Source organism: Gordonia sp. 11cp (assembly GCF_057767225.1).
Genome location: NZ_CM173437.1, coordinates 1745261 through 1765818, shown reverse-complemented (window position 1 = coordinate 1765818; position 20558 = coordinate 1745261). Strand labels below are relative to the sequence as shown.

The following is a 20558-nucleotide window of genomic DNA, read 5'->3' as shown; positions in this document are numbered from 1 at the left end:
GGCTTTACATCCTGACAAGTTCGACAACACACATCGGCGATCCCCCCACCAGGTCGCGGGCGGAAGCGACATCGGCGGTGGTGCCACGAAGTTCCTGGACAAGCTCGTCGTAGCGTGCACGCACCGTCGGGGTGAGGCCGCCACGGTTCTCCATGGCGATAAACGCCGTTGTCTTGGCGCCTTTCTCCCCGAACGCCGTGCCCATCCGGTCGAATGACTGAAACGACGGCACTCCCGCAGGGATCGGGTCGACCGACTGCTGCCGCACGACTGTCTCCAGCTGCGGGAACGCTCGTGACCGCCTCGACGGTGACAGCCTCCACTCCCCCGCTGCGCAGCAACACCGCCGTGGCGTCGAGCAGACGGTTCCGGGAACGAACCCGCCGCGGATCGACGTCGTCGAGGCCATTGATGCTCACCGCCACCAGGTCTCCTCACGCTGTTGGTCCAGCGTGGATGTGGCATTCTACCAACGATACCGTTGGTAGTGGTCTGCTACCGGCACGAGCATCGATTCGAGGACTGTGATGTCAGCACCCACCAAACTGCCCGCACACTCCCCATCGTGCATGGGCTGCGGGCCGGAGAATGCCAGCGGCCTGCAGCTCGAGGTGTACCGCGACGGCGACCGCGTTTTTGCCGATCACTCTTTCACCACCAAGCATTCCGGTGGACCAGGTTTGGCGCACGGAGGCGCTATCTCGGCCGCGTGCGACGACATCATGGGATTCACGCTGTGGATCGCCGGCACCCCGGCCGTCACGCGCACGTTGACCGTCAAGTACCGCCGACCGGTACCCCTCCACGTACCAGTACGTCTTACGGCGTGCATCGACGAGGACGCCGATCACATCCTGCACATCGGGGCGAGCGGGACTGTGGACGGCGAGACCTACTTTTCCGCCACCGGCGAGTTCGTGAAAGTCGATCTCATGCACTTCGCGCGCTACGCCGACACCTCCACGGTAGACAGCTTTTTCGTCAATCTTCTTCGCGCGGACTGACCTGCTCAGATGCCCGGCGCTGCCTGCCGATTCGCCGGTGCGCGGCGAAACCGCGTCGGGGAGCATCCGACCCACCGTGTGAACGCATGAGAGAAGCTGGCGGCGTCGGAGTACCCCAGTTCTGCGGCTATCTCGCCGACACCGATGCCCGGATCCAGCAGTCGCGCGGTGGCCCGTTCTTGGACGAACTGCTGCCGCAGGCGACGCAGGGTGGTGCCCTCGGCGTTCAGGCGTCGCTTGAGTGTGCTCACCGATATCGACAGCTCCGCCGCGATACGAGCACCGTCAGCGCGGGCAGGGTCGGCATCGAACTGTGCGCGGACCAGCTGCGTGTAGGAACTGGGCCTACGCTGTTCGTAGACGCGTCGAAGCTCGGCAATACCGATCCGGTAGGCCACGGGGTCGGAGAAACGGCACACGTCGTAGAGCACGGCAGCCGGTATGTGCACGAACGCCGCGGGCGCGTTGAAAACGATCCGATGGCCGATCTCACCCACGGCGATCAGGTCTGCCGGCGCCTGGCATGTCAGATGAAGCTCCACGGAGGGGACGGCACCGGCGAGCATGTCCACCAACCGCAGGACAGCCAGACCACCGTAGGTGACGGCGAAACAATCGGTGCCGGCGCTGTCGGTGCGCCCGGCCAGAGCGATCGTCAGTCCAGAATCTCCGTGCTGGAACTCGGTGCTCAGCGCGGTCGATATCAGGGGCAAGAACTGAAGCAGTTGAACAACTTCGACGACGGAACCCGCACTGACCAGCGGCAAACTGATGGGGCCGAACGAGGTGAGCTGAGCGTGCTCGGCGAACGCTACGCCCAACCGGAATCCCTGCTGGGAATCCATCGCCGGATACACCTCGTGAAACCACCGGACAGGCACTTGGCCCTGTCGCGCAATGACGACCGCGAGATCGACGCCCTCGCGGGCCATGATGCGTTCGAACGCTCGGGTCTCCGCCGCGCCCAAGGCGCCGCTGTCGAGGAGCTGGGCGAACGCCAGCGGCGGCATCCCCGACTCGACAAGGCTCATATGAGCCAAGTTAACAAGACATCGCGACGTCCGAACCTGGATCGACCACATTCGCCGCGCGCACACTCATCTCTACGACCCAGGAACAAGGAGGTGGCCATGGCCACGATCACCTACGTGACCCACGACGGCGAGGACTACCCCGCGCCGGTGATGCCCGGCAGGTCACTGATGCAGACCGCGGTCGACCAGGCGATACCGGGCATTGATGGCGACTGTGGCGGTGAGGCGGCATGCGGAACCTGCCACGTCGTCGTCGACAGCGCGTGGATCGACACCGTCGGCCACAGCACAGACGTCGAAGAAGGCATGTTGAGCATGCACCCCGAGCGTGAGGCCAACTCGCGGCTGTCGTGTCAGATGACCGCGCGCGAAGAGTGGGACGGGTTGACCGTTCACCTCCCCGAGTTCCAGTTGTGAAGTGAGAGAATGAGAGCGACTTTCAGATGAGCATTACCACCGCGATCGCCGAGAAGGCGCAGTCCATGATCCCGATCGATCTGCAGATCCGTGGCGCTCACGTCTATGACAAGACCCGCCGGATCGTCACCCGAACCGACGGCAAGAAAATCTTCACCGAGACCCCCATCCCGCCGGTCGAGGACGTCGAACTCACTGACATCGATCTGAGCAACCCATTTCTCTACCGACAGGGCATGTGGCGGTCCTACTTCGAGCGTGTGCGCAATGAGGCGCCCGTTCACTTCCAGCCCCGCAGTCCCTTCGGGCCGTTCTGGTCGGTCACTCGACATGCCGACATCATCGCTGTCGACAAAAACCATGAAGCGTTCTCCGCCGAACCGTTCATCATCATCGGTCGGCCCCCGCGTTTCATGGATATCGCGATGTTCATCGCCATGGACCCGCCGCGGCACGACAAGCAGCGCGCCGCCGTCCAGGGAGTCGTCGCACCGAAGAACCTGCGCGAGATGGAGGGCCTCATCCGGTCTCGCGTCCGGGAAGTCGTCGAGGAGCTACCGCTCGACGAACCGTTCGACTGGGTCCAGACCGTGTCGGTCGAACTGACCGCGCGGATGCTCGCGACATTGCTCGACTACCCCTACGAGCAGCGCCACAAACTCGTCCAGTGGTCGGATTTGGCCACGTCGATGGAGCAGGCCAACGGCGGACCATCGGACAACGACAAAGTTTTCCGCGAGATGGTCGCGATGGCACAGGGCTTGAGTGCGCTGTGGCGAGACAAGGCCGCGCGGACCGCGGCAGGCGAGGAGACCGGATTCGACCTCATCACCATGCTGCAGAGCAACGAGGACACCAAGAACCTTCTCGACAATAGCCCGATGGAGTTCCTCGGGAACCTCGTGCTGCTGATCGTCGGCGGCAACGACACCACCCGCAACTCGATGAGCGGCGGAGTGCTGGCTCTCAACGAGTTTCCCGAGCAGTTCGAGAAACTCAAAGCCAATCCGGATCTGATTCCCAATGCGGTGTCGGAGATTATCCGGTGGCAAACCCCGCTGGCATACATGCGTCGGGTCGCCAAGAAGGACGTGATGCTCAACGGTCAGTTCATCCGCGCAGGTGACAAAGTCGTCATGTGGTATGCCTCCGGCAACCGCGACGAGCGAGTGTTCGACCGCCCGGACGAGCTCATCATCGATCGGTCCAACGCTCGCAACCACATCGCGTTCGGTTTCGGTGTGCACCGTTGCATGGGAAACCGTTTGGCCGAATTGCAGTTGCGCATTCTCTGGGAAGAACTTCTCGAGCGCTTCGACGACATCGAGGTGGTCGGTGATCCGGAGTACGTGCAGTCCAACTTCGTTCGTGGGATCAGCAAGATGATGGTCCGTCTGACTCCCAAGCCGGAGACGTGAGTACTGATCGGGTCGTGATCGTCGGCGCAAGCCACGCGGGCGCACAGCTGGCGGCCAATTTGCGCAAGGAGAAGTGGGCTGGGGCCATCCTGCTGATCGGCGACGAGGGCCGCCTGCCGTATCAGCGGCCGCCGCTGTCCAAGGCATACCTGGCTGGCGATTGCCATCTCGACGATGTCGCGATTCGGAGCCGCCAGTTCTACGACAAGCAACGGATCGAGCTCGTCGACGGGACCGTGACCTCGATCGACCGTGCCGAACGAACCGTCACTCTTGGCAACAACGACGCGGTGTCCTACTCGAAGTTGGCCCTGTGCACCGGCGCTCGAGCTCGCGCACTGCCGGTCCCCGGCGCCGACCTGCCGGGCGTGCACTATCTGCGCACCGCCACCGATGTCGAGGCCATCCGCGCCGCCGCGGTCCCGGGTTCGCGGGTCGTCATTGTCGGCGGCGGGTACATCGGCCTGGAGACAGCGGCCTCGCTTCGAACCCTGGGTGTCGAGGTCACCGTCCTGGAGGCGGCAGGACGCGTACTCGAACGTGTCACGGCGCCCGTCGTGTCGGAATTCTTCGATCGAATTCACCGCGAGAAGGGTGTCGAGGTACGGACCGACGCAATGGTCGAAGGGTTCCGCGGCGACGAACGAGTCGACGGCGTTGTCCTGTCCGGGGGGGAGACGCTGGCCGCTGACCTGGTCATCGTCGGCGTCGGCGTCATTCCGAACACGGAGCTCGCAGCAGCTGCGGGCATCGACGTCGAAAACGGCATCCTCGTCGACGACCGCGCTCGTACCAGCGATCCTGACATCGTCGCAGCCGGCGACTGCGCCAACCACCGAATCGAGCGGTACGGGCGACGTGTTCGTCTCGAGTGCGTGTCCGCAACAACCGAGCACGCCAAGATCGCGGCGGCCACAATCTGCGACAACACAACCGGTCGCGCCGCACTGCCATGGTTCTGGTCCGACCAATACGACCTCAAACTCCAGATCGCCGGGCTCAACACCGGATACGACGAGGTGCTGGTCAGCGGCAACCCCGCCCATGGCCGCGACTTCACCTGCTACTACTTAACCGCCGGAGAACTGATTGCAGCTGACTGCGTCAACAGACCCGCTGACTTCGTGACCGCCAAGCGCGCCATTGCACAACGAGCGCCGATCGTCAGGTCCGAATTGATCGGAGCGGCCCCATGACCACATCACCGACAAATGCGGTCAGCCCGGCGGCGCTGACGGGTTCACGCTTCCTCGACATCGAGCACGCCACCGTCGCAACCTTCACACGCGAAGCCGTCGGCAACGCGACCACCGACAAAGACAAAGCCGGCCGCCTGTTCACCGCGGTGCGCGACGCCATCCGCTACGACCCGTACACCGTCTCCAACGACCCAGAGCACTACCGGGCCAGCCATGTAATCGAATCCGGGCGTGGATACTGCGTCCCCAAGGCCGTCGTGCTTACCGCCGCATTCCGCGCCGCCGGGATCCCAGCGCGGCTAGGCTTCGCCGACGTCCGTAATCACCTCCAAACGGGCGCCCTACGTGAGCTGATGGGAACCGACGTCTTCGTCTATCACGGGTACAGCCACGTCTACATAGACGGACGGTGGCTCAAGGCGACACCCGCGTTCAACTCGGAACTGTGCGCGCGGTTCGGAGTCGCCCCGATCGACTTCACCGGCGACAGCGACGCGTTGCTCCACGCTCACTCCGCGGACGGCTCAACACACATGGAGTACGTCCGCGAAAGAGGTGTGTACAACGACCTGCCTCTCGACAACATCCTGGTGGCTCTCAAAGAGGCCTATGGCCCTCTTATACTCACGCAGCGTGCGACGTCACTAGATGCATTCCACGCCTAACCCGGTCTGCCTCAGTCGTCGGCCCGGCAATCGACAATTTTCGTACCGCCTCAACACAGGAGGATCGTGTCAGTGTCCGGCCCCTCGATGATCGACCCCTACCCGCACCGAATGGGTGGCCACTGTGGGTCCGGTGCGATGCGAGACCTCATGGAGTGGACCGGGCTCGGTTACGACGGCCCACCCGACGAGGGCCTCGTCTTTGCCCTCGGCGGAGCCCTCTCCCTCACCTACATTCGATCAAAAGCGCTGATGCCACCCGTGTACTTAGTCGGACGAGGACCTGATTTTGAGATCGACCTCCCCCGCCGTCTGGGCGGCACCGTCGAGGTGCTTGCCACAGACGACCCGGCCGAGGGTTGGGAGAACCTTCGTGGCGAGATCGATCAGGGACGCCCTGCACTGGTCTGGGCGGAGATCGCAGAACTCCCCTACCTGCGGGTCCAGTTGCGCATGAGCCGCCACGACATCGTTGTAGTCGGCTACGACGAGACGCAAGGCGTCGCGTACATCGCCGACAACGATCGCGAAGACCTTCAACGCGTCCCACTGGACGCACTCGCACGCGCGCGCCGCTCGACCTCCTTCCCGGAGCCAACCCGACACACGCTGTTTCGTATCAATTGGCCACAGACGCCACCTTCGATTCTCGAGGTGGCCGCACAGGCATTCGCACAATCCGCAGCGAGCCTGAGCACCCCAGGCGCATCGACGATCGCCGGGCCCGCAGAACACGGGTCACACGGCCTCGACGCTGCCAGCGCGCTCGCATCCGACGTCTGCAGCTGGGGAGCCCTGTCGACCGACGACCTCGAGATGCATTTATTCAGCCTCGGCGCCTTCATCGAGAAAGCGGGGACCGGCGGCGGCCTGTTCCGCCGACTGCTGGCACAGGGCTGCGACGAAATCGCGCGCCTCACCGGCGATCACGCCACCGCCATCCTTGCAGCCAACGCCCACCATGCGGCGACATCCTGGACTGCAGTCGCACGCGCAGCAGTACAGAAGGATCACGCCTCATCCGAGCGGCTCCGATCCGTCACAACCCTCGCGGCGGCTCTACCCGAGGCGGAAACGACCCTGGAGGCGTCACTACGAAAGGCCGCAGCATCCTTGTCAGGCTAACCGGCCTGTCGCGGCAAGTCCGCGAGGAGGACGCTAAGCAGGGCCGCCGCGTTCACACAAACGCACGCAGGAGCATTACCATCAGCAGGACGCCGGTTCCCGCTGACCCGGGTCCTGTGACATCGACAGGAGGCAACCGGGAAGCCTGCAGTTCTTCTCGCAGCGTCACGTATCCTGGCCTTCGACCACGCCACCGTGCAGGCGTCCACCCGTGATGCTACCGGCGACGCGGACAACGATCGAGACATGGCGCGGAGCCACTTTGCCGCGGTGCGAAACCAGATCCGCTACGACCCCTACACAGCAGCCCGCATCCTCCTCGAAGTCGGCGACGGTTCAGCATTCGCCACCGCAGGCCACCTGGCCGCCTACGCCGGCATCGCACCAGTCACCCACCGATCCGGCACCTCCATCCGTGGCGAGCACCCCGCCCGATTCGGAAACCGCAAACTCAAACGAGCCTTCTTCCTCTCCGCGTTCGCCGCACTGCACGACCCCACCAGCCGCGCCTACTACGACCGCAAACGCGCCGAAGGAAAGAAACACAACGCCGCCCTCATCTGCCTGGCACGCCGACGATGCGACGTCCTCTACGCGATGCTCAAGCACAGCGAGCCCTACCGAACCCCAATCGCTTCAGCTGCTTGACAAACCCATAGGGACACCCCCCGTTCTGGACGACCCCCACCCAGCGTCTCACGCACGCTCACCACGAGCTCGGCGGGAATCGGGCCCCGACGGGTCTGTCCGATATTCGGTGTAAGCGGCGGTTTTCCGATTGCTCGGCGGGTCAGCGTTCTTCGGCTGCGGGCATACGATCGGCGAACGTGATGGCCGGGGCGTTGAGCGCTGGCTTCCAGCGTACGGCCCACTTCGTCTGACCGGTACCCTTCGGGTCCAGCGACCGGGTGACCAGGTAGAGCGTTTTGAGTGCGGACTGCTCGTTCGGGAAGTGTCCTCGAGCGCGCACCGCACGCCGGTAGCGGGCGTTGAGACTTTCGATCGCGTTGGTGGAGCACAACACTCGCCGTATCTCGACGTCGTAGTCAAGGAACGGGATGAACTCCTCCCACGCGCTCTCCCACAGGGTCACGATCGCCGGGTACGGCGTGCCCCATTTCTCGGCGAATTCCTCCCACCGCGCCCGGGCGTCAGCGGCGGTCGGCGCGGTGTAGATCGGTTTGAGATCGGCGCTGATCGTGTCCCAATACTTGCGGGAGGCGTACTTGAAGGTGTTGCGGATCAGATGGATGATGCACGTCTGTACCGTGGCCAACGGGAACGCGGCAGATACACTGTCGGGCAACCCTTTCAATCCGTCACACACAACGAAGAAGATGTCGCGGACACCCCTGTTCTTGAGGTCGGTGAGCACCGCCAGCCAGAACCTGGCCGACTCGCCGTCGCCGTCGCCGGCCCACATGCCGAGGATGTCTTTGTGCCCGTCGAGATCCACCCCGATCGCGGCGTAGATGGGCCGGTTACGCACCTGCCCATCCCGGATCTTGACCATGATCGCGTCGATGAACACCGCCGCGTACACTTTCTCCAGCGGGCGTGCCCACCACGACACCATCTCTTCGATGACCCGATCCGTGATTCGGGAGACGGTGTGAATCGCCCCGGGTTTGCTGGAGGCTCGGTTAGTTGGTTCCAGCGTTTGCGGGGACCGGGTTCTCACGGTAGCTGGTGACGGTTTGGGTCGACCAGTAGGCGCTCTCGTACTCGACGGGTGGGACGTGTCCGATCTCGCCGTGCAGGCGGCGGTGGTTGAACCATTCGACGTACTCAGCGACGGCGATCTCGACCTCGCCCACACCTGCCCAGCCGCCTCGCGGGCGCATCACGGGGTTACGGATGCATTCGGCTTTGAACAGCGAGTTGAACGCCTCAGCCATCGCGTTGTCGTATGAATCCCCTTTGGAGCCAACAGATGTCACCGCTTCGGCTTCGGCCAGTCGTTCGGTGTAGCGGATGGCTCGGTATTGCACTCCGCGGTCGGAGTGGTGGATCAGCCCGGCCACGTCGTGGCCGGCACGCGACCGTGCCCACAATCCCATGTTCAGGGCGTCGAGGGCGAGGTCGGTGTGCATGGTGGTCGAGACCTGCCAGCCGACGACCATCCGCGAGAACACGTCCAGGACGAACGCCGCGTACACCCAGCCCGAGTGGGTGCGGATGTAGGTCAGGTCCGCCACCCACAACGCGTTCGGTGCCGCCGCGGTGAACTGACGGTTGACCCGGTCAGCCGGCCGGGGTGTTTCAGCTCCCTCGCTGCGCGTGGTCTTGCGTGTCTTGAGTCTCGCTATCCCTTGCAGCCCATCGGCTTTCATCAATCGCTCGACGGTGCAGCGGGCAGCACTATGGCCCTGTCTGCGCAATTGGGCATGCACCTTGCGGGCACCGTAGACGCCGAGGTTGTCGGCATGCACCGCGCGGACCTGGGTAAGGAGCTCCCGGTCACGCACCACACGAGGCGCCTCGGTCTTCTGGGGGCTCAGGTGGGCTCGTACCGTGGACGGAGCGATCTGGGCGGACGTATCGCGCAATGCCGCACAGATCGGATCGACTCCGTGTTCATCGCGGTGAGCCGCGACGAACTCCACGATCAGCGCTGTGGGCGGTCGATCTCCGCCGCAAAGAAAGCCGAAGCCTGCTTCAAGATCGTGTTCGCTCGCCGCAGTTCACGGTTCTCCCGCTCCAACGCCGCGATGCGGTCAGCGTCCTCACTCGTGGTGCCCGGGCGGACCCCGCCGTCGATCTCGGCCTGACGAACCCAATTGCGCAACGCCTCGGGATGGACTCCGAGCTGATCGGCGATCCGCTTGATCGCACCTCTCGACGAATCGGGATCTCGTCGCGCTTCACATGCCATCCGGGTGGCCCGGTCCTTGAGTTCCTCACTGTACTTGCGTGGTGCTGCCATGCTCTCCATCCTTCACAGGTTCGAGAGCCTCCGACAGACCCGGGGCGGTTCAGTGTCTTTCGATACCGACGCACCGTATGTTGACGACGCCTGAAAACTGACCCCCTGACGACGGGTGAATTTTGACCCCCCCCGTCTTGTTAGGAGGGTGATTTCAGTGGAGCAATGGGCAGAGATCCGCCGTTTGCATCGCAGTGAGGGTGTGCCGATCAGGGAGATCGCGCGCCGGTTGGGGGTGGCCCGCAACACCGTTCGTGCGGCGTTGGCTTCGGATACCGCGCCGAAGTACTCGCGGCCGGCGACGGGCTCGGCGGTCGACGCGTTCGAACCGCAGATCCGGGCGTTGCTGCGGGAGTATCCGACGATGCCGGCGACGGTGATCGCCGAGCGGGTTGGGTGGACGAGGTCGTTGACGGTCCTCAAAGACCGGGTCCGGGCTATTCGTCCAGAGTTTCGTGGGGTAGATCCAGCCGATCGGGTGATCTATCAGCCCGGCGGCTGTTCACAGTGGGATTTGTGGTTTCCGGACTACCGAATCCCTCTGAGCCACAATCAGTTCGCCATGCTACCGGTGTTGGTGATGACGTTGGCGTTCTCCCGGTACCGGTCGGCGGTGATGATCCCGTCTCGCCAGGGCGGAGACATCCTGACGGGAATGTGGCTGCTGCTGTCGCAACTGGGCGGGGTGACCCGCAAACTGGTGTGGGACCGCGAAGCCGCGATCGGCCCCAAGGGCACACCCACCGCGTTGGCGGCCGGCTTCGTGGGCACGTTGGGTACGCGGCTGGAGCTGGCGCCACCGCGAGACCCCGAGTACAAGGGCATGGTCGAACGCAACAACCGGTTCTTCGAGAGCTCGTTCCTGCCGGGCCGCCAGTTCAGCTCACCGGCCGATTTCACCGCCCAGTTCGATCGGTGGCTGGCCGATCATGCCAACACCCGAGTGGTGCGCGCGATCGGTGATCGACGCCCGTGTGACGTGTTCGCCGAGGACCTCGAGCAGATGACCGGCCTACCTCCGACCGCACCGCATATCGGCTTGAGTAGCCGGGTGCGACTCGGTCGCGACTACTACGTACGTGTAGCCGGCAATGACTATTCGGTGCACCCGTCGGTGATCGGTCGGTTCGTCGACATCACTGCCGACCTGCAGCAGGTGCGCATCCTCTGCGGCGAGGTCACCGTCGCCGACCACGCGCGCAGCTGGGCCAACCACGTCACCATCGCCGACCCTCAGCACGTGCGAGCAGCCAAAGAACTGCGCCGCGATTACCGCCGCCAAGACCTCGCCAACCGGGCCCGAAACGCCGCCCGCATCCGCGCCCACCCTGATGGCCACGAGGTGCCGATCCGGGCGTTACCGGACTACGACGAGCTGTTCGGGGTGAACTTTGCCACCCCGCCCCAAGCTCACCCGCCCACCACATCCACCAGCATTGAAAGGTGAAAGACTGTGTCCGACAATCAAACAGGTAAACAGATCGAGTTCGCGGCGCGGGCGTTGAAGATGCCAGCGATCCGCCGATGCTGGGCGGAATTGGCCGAGCGGGCCCGCACCGACAACTGGACCCACGAGCAGTACCTCGCAGCGATTCTTGACCGCCAGGTCAGCGAACGCGAAGCCAACGGCACCATGCTGCGGATCAGCGGCGCGCGCTTCCCTGCGGTCAAAACACTCGAGGACTTCAACTTCGACCACCTTCCAGGACTGCGTCGTGATGTGATCGCCCACCTGGCCACCAGCACCTGGATCGCCAAGAGCGACAACGTGATCCTTCTCGGACCACCCGGGGTGGGAAAAACCCACCTCGCGATCGCGCTCGGGATCAAAGCCGCACACAACGCCTACCCCGTGCTCTTCGACACCGCCACCGGATGGGCCACCCGCCTGACCGAGGCACACACCACCGGCCGCCTGGCCGCCGAACTCAAACGGCTCCGCCGCTACCGACTGATCATCATCGACGAGATCGGCTACCTCCCATTCGACTCCGACACCGCCAACCTGTTCTTCCAACTCATTGCCAGTCGCTACGAACAAGGCTCGATTCTGATCACCTCGAACATGCCATTCGGCCGTTGGGGCGAAGTCTTCGCCGACGACGTCGTCGCCGCCGCACTCATCGACCGCCTCGTCCATCACGCCGAGGTCATCGCTATCGACGGCGACTCCTACCGCACCAAAGCCCGACGAGAACTCGTCAACACCGACCAGTAACCACACCAAAGGGGGTCAAAATTCAACCGTCGATAAGGGGTCAGTTTTCAGCCGCCGTTGACACCGTAGACATCGGCGAAATGCGCTGAGATCTCGCCGGTTGTGAGGCCTTTGGCATACAGCGACAGCACTACCCGATCCACATCGGTGACGCGACGTTTGCTCTTACCGACAATTACCGGGTCGAAGGTGGCGTTGCGGTCGCGGGGCACCTCGATGGGCACCTGCCCGCACGCGTCGGTCAGGACCCGTTTCGTGCGCGTGCCGTTGCGTGAATTGCCGGTGTTGCGGCCGGCCACGTCATGTTTGTCATAGCCAAGATGTTCGGTCATCTCTTCATCGAGCGCGGCTTCGAGCACGCTCTTGGTCAGCGCTTTGAGCAGCCCGTCAGGACCGGTCAGAGCCACTCCCTGAGCGCGTGAGCTACGTACCAGATCGCTCACCAAAGCCTGCTCGGCCTTCGAGAGCTCACGCACCGCATCCGCGGTGGTGACATCGTGTTCCTGACCGGTCTGAACCGGCCCTGCCACCGGGGCATCCACGCCCCCGATTGTGTCGGTCATCGTCGTGATTCCTCCTGCCCCACGCCGGGGGCGATCAAAACCACTTACACCGAATCAGCGACAGTCCCCAACGCCGCGACGGGCCCTCCTGCGAGTTCTACCAGCGTCAACGACGCGAGGGGCGCTCGCACGTGGGTCGGGTGTGGTGCCGCGGCCGACCGTCGAGCGGGTGTCAGTCGATGAGGTGGGCGCGATGGCTGGATGACTGGCGGGGCCGGTCAGATCTCGGCACGTGCGTGCGTACTAGCGGGACGCTGGATGCGTGTCGGTTCGGGTACTCGGCCACCAGCTTGCTCTGCCGACAAGTGTGGCGATGGTCGGCACGACGATGGTGCGGACGATGAAGGTGTCGAGCAGCAGGCCGATGCCGATGATGAGTCCGACCTGGGTCATGATCGAGATGGATCCGGCCATGAGTCCGAACATGCTGGCAGCGAAGATGAGGCCGGCCGAGGTGATGACTGATCCGGTGTTGGTGACGGTTCTCAGGACGCCGATGCGGATGTTGTTTTGGGATTCTTCGCGTAGGCGAGAGATGAGAAGCATGTTGTAGTCGGCGCCGACCGCGACGAGGACTATGAAGGCCAGTAGTGGTACGGGCCAGGCGATGTCGGTTTTGAGGATGTGTTGAAAGATCAGGACGCCGATACCCAGTGCCGCGGTGTAGTTGAGTATGACGGTGCCCAGAAGGTATAGCGGCGCGATGAGTGCTCGGAGTAGGAGTATCAGGATCAGGCCGACGATGGTGAGGGTGGCCAACGCTAGGAGTCGGAAGTCTTCGGTGAGTAGACGTTGCAGATCGGCGTTGATGGCGGGGAACCCGGCTGTCGCGATGTTGGAGTCCTGCAGGGTTGTGTTCGGTCTGGCGGCGAGTGCGACATCGGTGATTGTGTCGGCCAGTTGCATGGCCTCGGTGCTGTAGGGGTCGAAGCTGGTTTGTATTGCGTAGCGCACGGTATGGCCGTCGGGCGAGACGAACTGGCGAGCGACGTCGACGAAACGGCGGTCTGCGTTGGCCTGAGGTGGGAGGTAGAAGCCGGTTGCTGAGTTTGTTCCGGCGGTCTCGCGGGCGGAGGTTTGTAGTTGTGTGGCTAGCGCGGCCATCCCGGCGAGTTGTTGAAGGTTGCTGTCGATCAGCGCGGATACACCGGCGGCGAGTTGGCGTGATCCCGCCGCGAGTTGACTGATACCTGTTTGCAGTTGGGTGAGCTTGCCGGGAAGGTCTTGGCTGCTGATGCTTCCCAGCGTGGAGCCCAGTGAGTTGACGGTGGAAGTGAGTTGGTCGGTGACTGTTGAGATCGGTGTATCCAGCTGCGCGAGTTGTGTTGACAGCGTGGCGATCTGGTCGAGGGTCCCGTTGCTCAGTAGGGCGTCGAGATTGCGGGTCTGCGCGCGCAGAGCTGCGCACTGCGGGACTTGGGTGCACCAGGGCGCATTATCGAGGATGGGCAGGATCGAGGTCACTGTTGCCAGGGCTGCAGATGTTTGGCGGGTGAGCGCGGCCAGCTGTGGGGCATTCTGAGAAGCGCGATCGAGCGCTGGTGCAGATGCGGCGAGTTGGCGTAGTAGTGGCTGGTACTGCTGAATTTGCTGCCCGGCTGTGCTTGCCTGATCGAGGATGCCGGCCAGGGGGGCCAAGTTGGTGCGTACCTGGGTGTCGAGCTGAGTAAGCCCGTCGGCGAGTTGGAATGCGCCTGTACGGAGCTGTTCGAGGTCACCGCGGCGGTTCTGGCCATCGTCGACCGCACCCGCCAGCCGGTTCCCGATCTGGCCGTTCTGCCAGGACAGCTCGGCTTGCTCGAGCTTGTCCCCGGTGGGACGGGTAACGCCGATGACTCGAGTCACTCCGGGGATCTGGGATACACGTGAGGCCATTTGCTCAAGATCGGCCAGCCCGCTGGCAGTACGGAGATCGATCGGTGCATCTACGACGAGGAACTCGGTGATAGTGACGTCTTGAGGGAAATGACGGTCGAGCAACGCGTAGCCTTCGTTGCTGTCGGTTGTCGCGGGTTGCCCCTCACGATCGTCGAAGGTGATCTGGATGCCCGTCGCGAAGACGCTAAGCACGATTAGCCCGACCAGGGTTAGTGCCAGCAGCGGCACAGGACGCCGCACGACGAGCACGGCGACGCGATTCCAGTACTTTCGGGTCAGATCTCGCCTGGGTGCGCCCCAGCCGAATCGTGCCGCCCACAGCAACACCGGTGGTAGCAGGGTGACCGTGGCGAGGAATCCGATGAGGATGGCGATCGCGCATGCCGGACCCAAGGTGGAGAACACGCTCAGCTGACCAAAGACCATCGCCAAAAAGGCCAGCGCCACCGTGGCAGCTGAAGCCAGGATGACCCGTCCGATAGTTGCTGTCGCGTCCACGAGCGCAACCTCGGTGGTGGCGTCCTGGCGTAGCCGTTCGTGATAGCGACTGATGAAGAAGACTGAGTAGTCGACCCCGGCTCCGAGCAGGATGACGGTCATGAACGCGACGGTGAACTGCGATACCGGCATACCGAGTTCGCCGAGTGCGGACAAGATGCCACGGCCCACGCCGAGGCTGACACCGATCACCAACAACGGCACCAGCGCGGTGAACAGCGATCGGTAAACGATCAACAGAATGATCGCGATAAGCGCCACCGTCGCCAGAGTGATCACGACTAAATCGCTTTCAGCACTGACGATCTGGTCACTGAAAGTGGCTGTCGGCCCGGTGACATGGACAGTGGTGCCCGTACCGTCAAACACGCGCTGCGCGGTTTGGCGCACGGTCTCCACAGCATGCGTGGCCGTTGGCCCTCCCAATGTTCCGGTGACCCCGACAGGCAGGTACCAGGCTTGCCCGTCCTCACTCAAGGCTTGGCCGGCCGTCGTCGGATCGGAAAGCAAATCCCGCACTGACTGCACATCGTCGAAATTTTCGCGCAGCTGCAGAACGAGCATGTCGTAGCGTTCCCGCGCCACGTCGGTGAACCCGTTCGGGTTCTCCATGGTCACGAAAACAGTGGTCTTGGCGCCCTTCTCACCGAACGCACCACCCATCTGATCGAGTGCTTGAAACGATGGAACCCCAGCAGGGATCGGATCAACAGACTGCTGCCGCACCACCGTCTCCAGCTGGGGAAACAGAATCGCCAAGACGATACCCACAGCCACCCACGCCCCGATGACGAGGAATCTGTGCGCCAAGGTGAACCGTGCCAACCGCCCCAATGTCGTGCTGTACTCGCTGCGTTCCGCCAACCGGCGCGCCGCCAAGCGCCCACCACTTGGACGTTGGACCACCATATGCAGCACCTCACCCTCGACCCAGCCCGTCTACGAAACCGACGGTATCGTTACGGTACTAGCAGTACCGTAGATGGGGAAGGAGGTCAGGAGGTTTGGTGTCGCCGGTGGGCCATGAGGAAATCGTCGACAAGCTGTTCGAGATCGCCAACGGTCATCGACCGAATGCCCGTGAGCTTGGCAAAGATCAGCGGGCCCGCGAGCTGGGTGACAGCCATGGTCAAATCGAAGTTGTCGAGCTCAGCCGTGGCCACGTCACTCGTCAAAACTCGATCGAATGGTTCTCGATACTGCTCGACGACTCGACGACGCAGTGGCGCGAGCGCGTTCTGATCCCCGTCGGATTGCCCGGATTGCCGGGGCTGCTCGGGAAGCATTGCCAACCATGCCAGCGTCGTCAACTGCAGCGGTGCCTGCTCGATTAGTTCAGCTTGCCGCTGCATCAGCTTTAGCAGGTCATCGCGGATCGACGTCGTCATCGCGGGGGTCTCGGCCTGGGGTAACAACCGCTCGAAAGCAGCCGCCACCAGATCTGTGGAGCTCTCGAAGTGACGATACAAGGTAGTGCGAGCAACACGAGACAGTCGAGTGACCGCCTCCACGGTAACGGCTTCGACCCCGCCGCTGTTCAGCAAGGTCACAGCGGCATCCAACAAACGCTGGCGCGACCGAACCCGCCTCGGGTCAACATCGTCGAAATCGATGGTTTCCACCCTGGCCACTCCCTACGAAACCAAATCAAGAACCTCTGACTGCACAACAATACCGTCGGTAACAGAACGAAACAGCCAGTGGCGGTACCGATGGAAGGCTCGAGGGGGGGCCTTATGAGTGGCGCCACGACTGTGGCACTGTCGTCAACAGTACTGTCTGTAGCGCTTCGCTACTAAGATGAGCGGCGACCAAGGATGATCCCCCATGACAGCCAGCAGTCAGGATTGTGAAATGCGCTCCGTTTGTGTGAGCAGTTCTGCCGCGTGCGTGACTACAGGGCGGACCACCCGTACGAAGGGGATCAGACGGCGTCGAGGCGAGTGGCGAATCCAGGGTTGCCTAAGGGCCTGTCCCTATGAAATCGAACGCCTACTGTGGCCGCAGCGCCGTCTATGATCCCCCACGACGTCTGGCACAGGTGCGCGGCAAACATGTCCCTGCTCATTCCATTCTGCCGACCGTTATCGATCCACCACTGGGTCGCTGATAGGCCGGCCCCCAGGATGGAGGCTACTGCTACGGCGACGGGGGACTCCTCGGCACCGACCTCTCGGAGGCCACGTGCGAACTCGTCGGAAATAATCTCCATTGCCGATCTCAGCTGATCTGCGGCCCCACCCTCGCCGGACTCAGAGTACTGGAACATGTGGTTCGTCATGAGGAAACGGACGACCGCTGGATGTTCATCAACCAAGGATACGTATGCGGACACCGCTGAACGGAAAAGTTCGTCGACGGTGCTGTCTGCCTGTCCGGAGAGCAGAGTTGACTGCGCTGACTCCCACATCATAGAACCCAGACGGGCTGCCACGGCGGAGTAGAGCCCAGCCCTGTCACCGAAATGGCGGTAGAGCTTAGGCTTCGACGCACCAGCCTCTTCCGCAAAATCGTCCATGCTCACGGCATCGCCGAACTTTTCGATCGCGCGTATCGCTGCATCGACGAGTTCAGCTTTGACGACGGCGCGGTGGTCGTCCCAGCGCGTGCTTCGAGCGTCGCGCACACGTCGCTGCACTTTCACCGGGGCCGCGGAGATGCGACGGACTACAGACATGACCTCCTACGTTATCAGGATGGCTGACTTGTCGCGCCAGTGACGCACTAGCCAGTGAACATGGGTTGGGTCGACGAGACCCGCTTCAGGCGGATTTGTCTAATCTGGCCACGGCTGAATTGAAGTCTTCGACGGCCTCTAGGTTGGACATGTGACCGACTTTGTCAAGAAGAGTGAATTCAAATAGAACGCCCTTCCGACCCAGGCGCGCTGCGAGATCCACTGAATGGGTCGCTGGGGTCAGTCTGTCGGCATCACCTACGATGACCGTCGCCGGCACCTCCAGCGAGTCAACCCCCTTACTGACGTCGATTGTCGCCAACACTGAACCCCACATCCCGCGCACCTGTGGTGGGCATCGCAACACGATGTCGGCGCACTCATCGACTACCTCGGCAGTCGCGCCCGGGCCCAGGGTTCCGTAACGAATCAGGCGGCGAGACAAACGCGTGCCCTGCATCTCGGGTCCGGCGACTGCAAGACTGGCCGCGAAGGCCCGCTCAAGTCTCGGTCGTAGCTGTCGGGGAACCTTGAGCAATGTAGACCGATCCACCAACTGTGATGGCCCGGTGCTTGCCAGGACTACTCCGCGGGCCAGCTCCGAAACCGAGGCGGGGTACTCAGCCGCCCAACTCATGATGGACATGCCTCCCATGCTGTGTCCGACCACGACAGCCTTGTCGGCGGGAGTCGCCACTGCCCGGACTACGGCCTCCATATCATCGGCCAGGAGCTTCGCCGAGAACGGTACCCGGCCCCGGTCGCTCAACCCGTGTCCGCGTTGGTCGTAGACCACCACCCGATGCGTCGCCGCGAACTGCTCGACCTGCGGACGCCAGAAACGTCCCTGACAAGCCCAGCCGTGACTAAAGACTAGGAGCGGAGCATCCCGGCCCGGACCGAATTCCTGAGCGAACAACTTGGTCCCGTCGGAGGAAAGGACCTCGAGGTCACGCGATCCTCGCGACGCACTCGCTAACTCAGAGGTCATCGAAGCTCACCGTGACAGCATCCGTCAGCGGAAGTGCCTGGCATGCGAGCCGTTCACCGTCGGCAACATCATCCTCAACGAGGATGTGGTTTTGCGCCATTTCTACATCACCCTCGACCAGCTTGCATACACACGCGCTGCAGGCTCCTTCTCGGCAGGAGTACGGGGCATTGTGGCCTTGGGCCAGTAGCACGTCGAGCAACGGCGTGTTGCGCGGCCACTCAGTCGTGATGGACTGCCCATTCAGATAGACCGTAGCGGTCGCCACACCGTCGTCGTCACCAAGCTGACGCATCGTGGCTGTATCGAACGGATCCCCGGTCAGTGACTGGAAGACTTCTCGATGTACCGAGGAGTGCTCGACACCGCAGGCCTCCGCCGACTTCTGCACCAGATCCATGAACGGCGCCGGACCGCAGGTGAAAATCTGTGCACCGCGGTGCTCACGTATGGCGGACTCGACATTCTGAGGCGTCGGAATACCCATAGCCGACTCCAACCAATGGAAGACGGTGAAACGCTCAGGAAACTCGGAGACGATCTGCGTCAGTTGCCCCCCGTACATGATCGACTCGGCATCGCGGTTCGCGTAGAATAGTGTGACTTCGCCCCCGCCGCACACAAGTGCCGACTTAATCAGCGACAAGACCGGAGTGATCCCACTTCCTCCTGCGAAGAATAGAAAATCGACGTCGAGATTCTTCGCCGTGAAATGCCCTGACGGCGGGAGGACGGTCAATTCCATTCCCGTGATCGCGTTATCGCACAGCCAGTTCGATGCGTAACCGTTCTCGGTCCGCTTGATGCCGATCTCGAGACGGAAGTCGTCGACGTGAGGCGAGCTGCTCAATGAGTAGCACCGTGCGACATGACCGGTCCGATCAGATGGGATCTTGACGGTGATGAATTGCCCTGGGGTATGCTTGAACTCCTCGACCATGGCGTCGGGGATTTCGAACGAAATGGTAACGGAGTCTTTCGTTTCCTGGATCACTTCCGAGACGGTTAAGGTGCGTGAGCGGGCCGCCGCGGCAGCCGGACGTGAATCGGGTTCGACGGTCACTTGAGGATCCCCTGTCTACGTGCGACCGCGTAACCCGCTCGTGTCAGTGGAGCCGCGATGTCCTGGTAGCGGGGACCGATCACCCGTGCCACGAAGTCGAAACCGCGGGCGTCCGCACCGATCAGCACTCGCGCTCTCTTCTTGTCCATACCTTTCAGGATTGTCGCCGCTGCTTTCTCTGGGGTGCTTCGTGCGATCTTGTCGAACAGCGAGGCGACAGTCGCGGTGTCTGCCCCCATGGCGGAGACGCCTCTGGCATTGTTGACGATATTGGTTTTTACCCCCCCCGGGTGCACACAGGTCACTGTGACCGGGTAACGACTGATCTTCATCTCCTGTCGGAGCGCCTCGGTAAAGCCTCTGACGCCGAATTTCGCGGCATTATAGGCGCTTTGGCTGGGGATTCCGACCAAGCCGAACACGCTCGATGTGTTGATGAGATGTCCGTCCCCGGACGCGATCAGGTGAGGCAGAAACGCCTTTGACCCGTTCACGACTCCGCCAAAGTTGATGCCCATGAGCCAGTCGAAGTCTTCCCAGGCCATGTCGACTACGTCGACGCCCAAAGCCACGCCGGCGTTGTTGAACACCATGTCTACGTGGCCGGACTCTGACCGCACTGCGTCGGCATAGTCCTGAAAAGCAGCACGGTCCGCAACGTCTAACACGGCGGCGGTTACCGTTGCCCCATGCGTGGTGCGGCAAAGTTCTGCAGTCTCCTTCAAGTGCATCTCATCAACGTCGGACAGTGCCAATGCCGCACCTCGCTTCGCCAACTGGAGTGCCAGAGATCGCCCGATCCCTGACGCAGCACCGGTGACCACTGCCACCTTGCCGGTATAGTCATGCCGATTAGAACTGCTCACCGTCGTCCCACCATCT

The 20558-nt window shown here is 62.8% G+C and carries 16 protein-coding genes, 5 pseudogenes and 1 other annotated feature; of the genes and pseudogenes, 9 read left to right on the top strand and 12 right to left on the bottom strand.

The genetic code is table 11. From position 1 onward, the window contains the following. Window positions 1-46: 46 nt before the first annotated feature. Both AC3B6C_RS07800 and AC3B6C_RS07795 read right to left on the bottom strand, forming a co-directional pair. Window positions 47-289, bottom strand: a pseudogene (locus tag AC3B6C_RS07800) (MMPL family transporter); the annotation flags it as partial. Window positions 290-293: 4 nt separating this feature from the next. Further along, window positions 294-419, bottom strand: a pseudogene (locus AC3B6C_RS07795) (TetR family transcriptional regulator); the annotation flags it as partial. A gap of 108 nt (window positions 420-527) precedes the next feature. On the opposite strand from AC3B6C_RS07795, the gene AC3B6C_RS07790 reads away from it, so the two are divergent. Further along, complete coding sequence (locus AC3B6C_RS07790; protein WP_004020623.1) at window positions 528-1004, top strand: PaaI family thioesterase; 477 nt, start codon at window positions 528-530, stop codon at window positions 1002-1004. Between the two features lie 5 nt (window positions 1005-1009). Here the strand turns inward: AC3B6C_RS07790 and AC3B6C_RS07785 are convergent, their stop codons facing one another. After that, entirely contained in the window at window positions 1010-2035 is a 1026-nt protein-coding gene (locus tag AC3B6C_RS07785; protein WP_004020622.1) for a helix-turn-helix domain-containing protein, read from the bottom strand. Between the two features lie 99 nt (window positions 2036-2134). Here AC3B6C_RS07785 and AC3B6C_RS07780 point away from each other — a divergent pair, with 99 nt between their 5' ends. The 6 genes and pseudogenes from AC3B6C_RS07780 to AC3B6C_RS07755 form a co-directional block, all read left to right on the top strand. Then, on the top strand, window positions 2135-2455 hold the full coding sequence (locus AC3B6C_RS07780) for a 2Fe-2S iron-sulfur cluster-binding protein (protein ID WP_004020621.1): 321 nt from the start codon (window positions 2135-2137) through the stop codon (window positions 2453-2455). A gap of 26 nt (window positions 2456-2481) precedes the next feature. Further along, window positions 2482-3873 carry a cytochrome P450 gene (locus tag AC3B6C_RS07775; RefSeq protein WP_004020620.1) on the top strand — a complete coding sequence of 464 codons (1392 nt, stop codon included), beginning with the start codon at window positions 2482-2484 and terminating at the stop codon, window positions 3871-3873. Beyond that, a complete protein-coding gene (locus AC3B6C_RS07770) occupies window positions 3870-5069 on the top strand; it encodes an NAD(P)/FAD-dependent oxidoreductase (RefSeq protein ID WP_014928948.1) in 1200 nt (399 codons plus the stop codon). Before AC3B6C_RS07775 ends, AC3B6C_RS07770 begins: the two co-directional genes overlap by 4 nt. Next, on the top strand, window positions 5066-5737 hold the full coding sequence (locus AC3B6C_RS07765) for a transglutaminase-like domain-containing protein (protein ID WP_004020618.1): 672 nt from the start codon (window positions 5066-5068) through the stop codon (window positions 5735-5737). Before AC3B6C_RS07770 ends, AC3B6C_RS07765 begins: the two co-directional genes overlap by 4 nt. A gap of 87 nt (window positions 5738-5824) precedes the next feature. Further along, window positions 5825-6862 (top strand): BtrH N-terminal domain-containing protein, encoded by a 1038-nt coding sequence (locus tag AC3B6C_RS07760; RefSeq protein ID WP_472892132.1) that lies wholly within the window; start codon window positions 5825-5827, stop codon window positions 6860-6862. Between the two features lie 300 nt (window positions 6863-7162). Further along, window positions 7163-7510 (top strand): annotated as a pseudogene (locus AC3B6C_RS07755) (transposase); the annotation flags it as partial. Window positions 7511-7652: 142 nt separating this feature from the next. On the opposite strand, the pseudogene AC3B6C_RS07750 reads toward AC3B6C_RS07755, so the two are convergent. After that, window positions 7653-8474, bottom strand: a pseudogene (locus AC3B6C_RS07750) (IS256 family transposase); the annotation flags it as partial. Between the two features lie 31 nt (window positions 8475-8505). Further along, window positions 8506-9788 (bottom strand): IS3 family transposase gene (locus AC3B6C_RS07745; RefSeq protein ID WP_085949824.1). Its coding sequence is split into 2 segments (ribosomal slippage): window positions 8506-9500 and window positions 9500-9788, totalling 1284 coding nucleotides; the frame shifts between segments, so codons are not numbered across the junction. Further along, window positions 9382-9510: a sequence feature (AL1L pseudoknot), on the bottom strand. (Overlaps the previous gene by 129 nt.) 148 nt (window positions 9789-9936) lie before the next feature. Between AC3B6C_RS07745 and istA the strand changes: the two genes are divergently transcribed. Together istA and istB are read left to right on the top strand one after the other, a co-directional pair. After that, on the top strand, window positions 9937-11235 hold the full coding sequence (istA, locus tag AC3B6C_RS07740; protein ID WP_165629285.1) for an IS21 family transposase: 1299 nt from the start codon (window positions 9937-9939) through the stop codon (window positions 11233-11235). A 6-nt stretch (window positions 11236-11241) separates the two neighbouring features. Further along, complete coding sequence (gene istB, locus AC3B6C_RS07735) at window positions 11242-12006, top strand: IS21-like element helper ATPase IstB (RefSeq protein WP_004021756.1); 765 nt, start codon at window positions 11242-11244, stop codon at window positions 12004-12006. 56 nt (window positions 12007-12062) lie between these two features. Here the strand turns inward: istB and AC3B6C_RS07730 are convergent. The 7 genes and pseudogenes from AC3B6C_RS07730 to AC3B6C_RS07700 all read right to left on the bottom strand — a co-directional run. Further along, window positions 12063-12569: pseudogene (locus AC3B6C_RS07730) on the bottom strand (transposase); the annotation flags it as partial. Window positions 12570-12812: 243 nt separating this feature from the next. After that, on the bottom strand, window positions 12813-15854 hold the full coding sequence (locus AC3B6C_RS07725) for an MMPL/RND family transporter (RefSeq protein WP_033206569.1): 3042 nt from the start codon (window positions 15852-15854) through the stop codon (window positions 12813-12815). Between the two features lie 86 nt (window positions 15855-15940). Further along, a complete protein-coding gene (locus AC3B6C_RS07720) occupies window positions 15941-16567 on the bottom strand; it encodes a TetR/AcrR family transcriptional regulator (RefSeq protein WP_488375586.1) in 627 nt (208 codons plus the stop codon). A gap of 302 nt (window positions 16568-16869) precedes the next feature. Continuing rightward, window positions 16870-17622: a TetR/AcrR family transcriptional regulator gene (locus AC3B6C_RS07715; protein ID WP_238422777.1), complete on the bottom strand. Its 753-nt coding sequence runs from the start codon at window positions 17620-17622 to the stop codon at window positions 16870-16872. Between the two features lie 85 nt (window positions 17623-17707). After that, complete coding sequence (locus AC3B6C_RS07710) at window positions 17708-18613, bottom strand: alpha/beta fold hydrolase (RefSeq protein WP_064572152.1); 906 nt, start codon at window positions 18611-18613, stop codon at window positions 17708-17710. Further along, window positions 18603-19676, bottom strand: coding sequence for a ferredoxin--NADP reductase (locus tag AC3B6C_RS07705; RefSeq protein ID WP_238422776.1), 1074 nt, complete (start codon window positions 19674-19676; stop codon window positions 18603-18605). Before AC3B6C_RS07705 ends, AC3B6C_RS07710 begins: the two co-directional genes overlap by 11 nt. Next, a complete protein-coding gene (locus AC3B6C_RS07700) occupies window positions 19673-20542 on the bottom strand; it encodes an SDR family NAD(P)-dependent oxidoreductase (RefSeq protein WP_238422775.1) in 870 nt (289 codons plus the stop codon). Before AC3B6C_RS07700 ends, AC3B6C_RS07705 begins: the two co-directional genes overlap by 4 nt. Window positions 20543-20558: the final 16 nt, after the last annotated feature.

Coding starts and splice junctions, on each gene's coding strand:
- AC3B6C_RS07790 (WP_004020623.1), top strand. CDS start 528: ATGTCAGCACCCACCAAACTGCCCGCACACTCCCCATCGTGCATGGGC.
- AC3B6C_RS07785 (WP_004020622.1), bottom strand. CDS start 2,035: ATGAGCCTTGTCGAGTCGGGGATGCCGCCGCTGGCGTTCGCCCAGCTC.
- AC3B6C_RS07780 (WP_004020621.1), top strand. CDS start 2,135: ATGGCCACGATCACCTACGTGACCCACGACGGCGAGGACTACCCCGCG.
- AC3B6C_RS07775 (WP_004020620.1), top strand. CDS start 2,482: ATGAGCATTACCACCGCGATCGCCGAGAAGGCGCAGTCCATGATCCCG.
- AC3B6C_RS07765 (WP_004020618.1), top strand. CDS start 5,066: ATGACCACATCACCGACAAATGCGGTCAGCCCGGCGGCGCTGACGGGT.
- AC3B6C_RS07760 (WP_472892132.1), top strand. CDS start 5,825: ATGATCGACCCCTACCCGCACCGAATGGGTGGCCACTGTGGGTCCGGT.
- AC3B6C_RS07725 (WP_033206569.1), bottom strand. CDS start 15,854: ATGGTGGTCCAACGTCCAAGTGGTGGGCGCTTGGCGGCGCGCCGGTTG.
- AC3B6C_RS07715 (WP_238422777.1), bottom strand. CDS start 17,622: ATGTCTGTAGTCCGTCGCATCTCCGCGGCCCCGGTGAAAGTGCAGCGA.
- AC3B6C_RS07710 (WP_064572152.1), bottom strand. CDS start 18,613: ATGACCTCTGAGTTAGCGAGTGCGTCGCGAGGATCGCGTGACCTCGAG.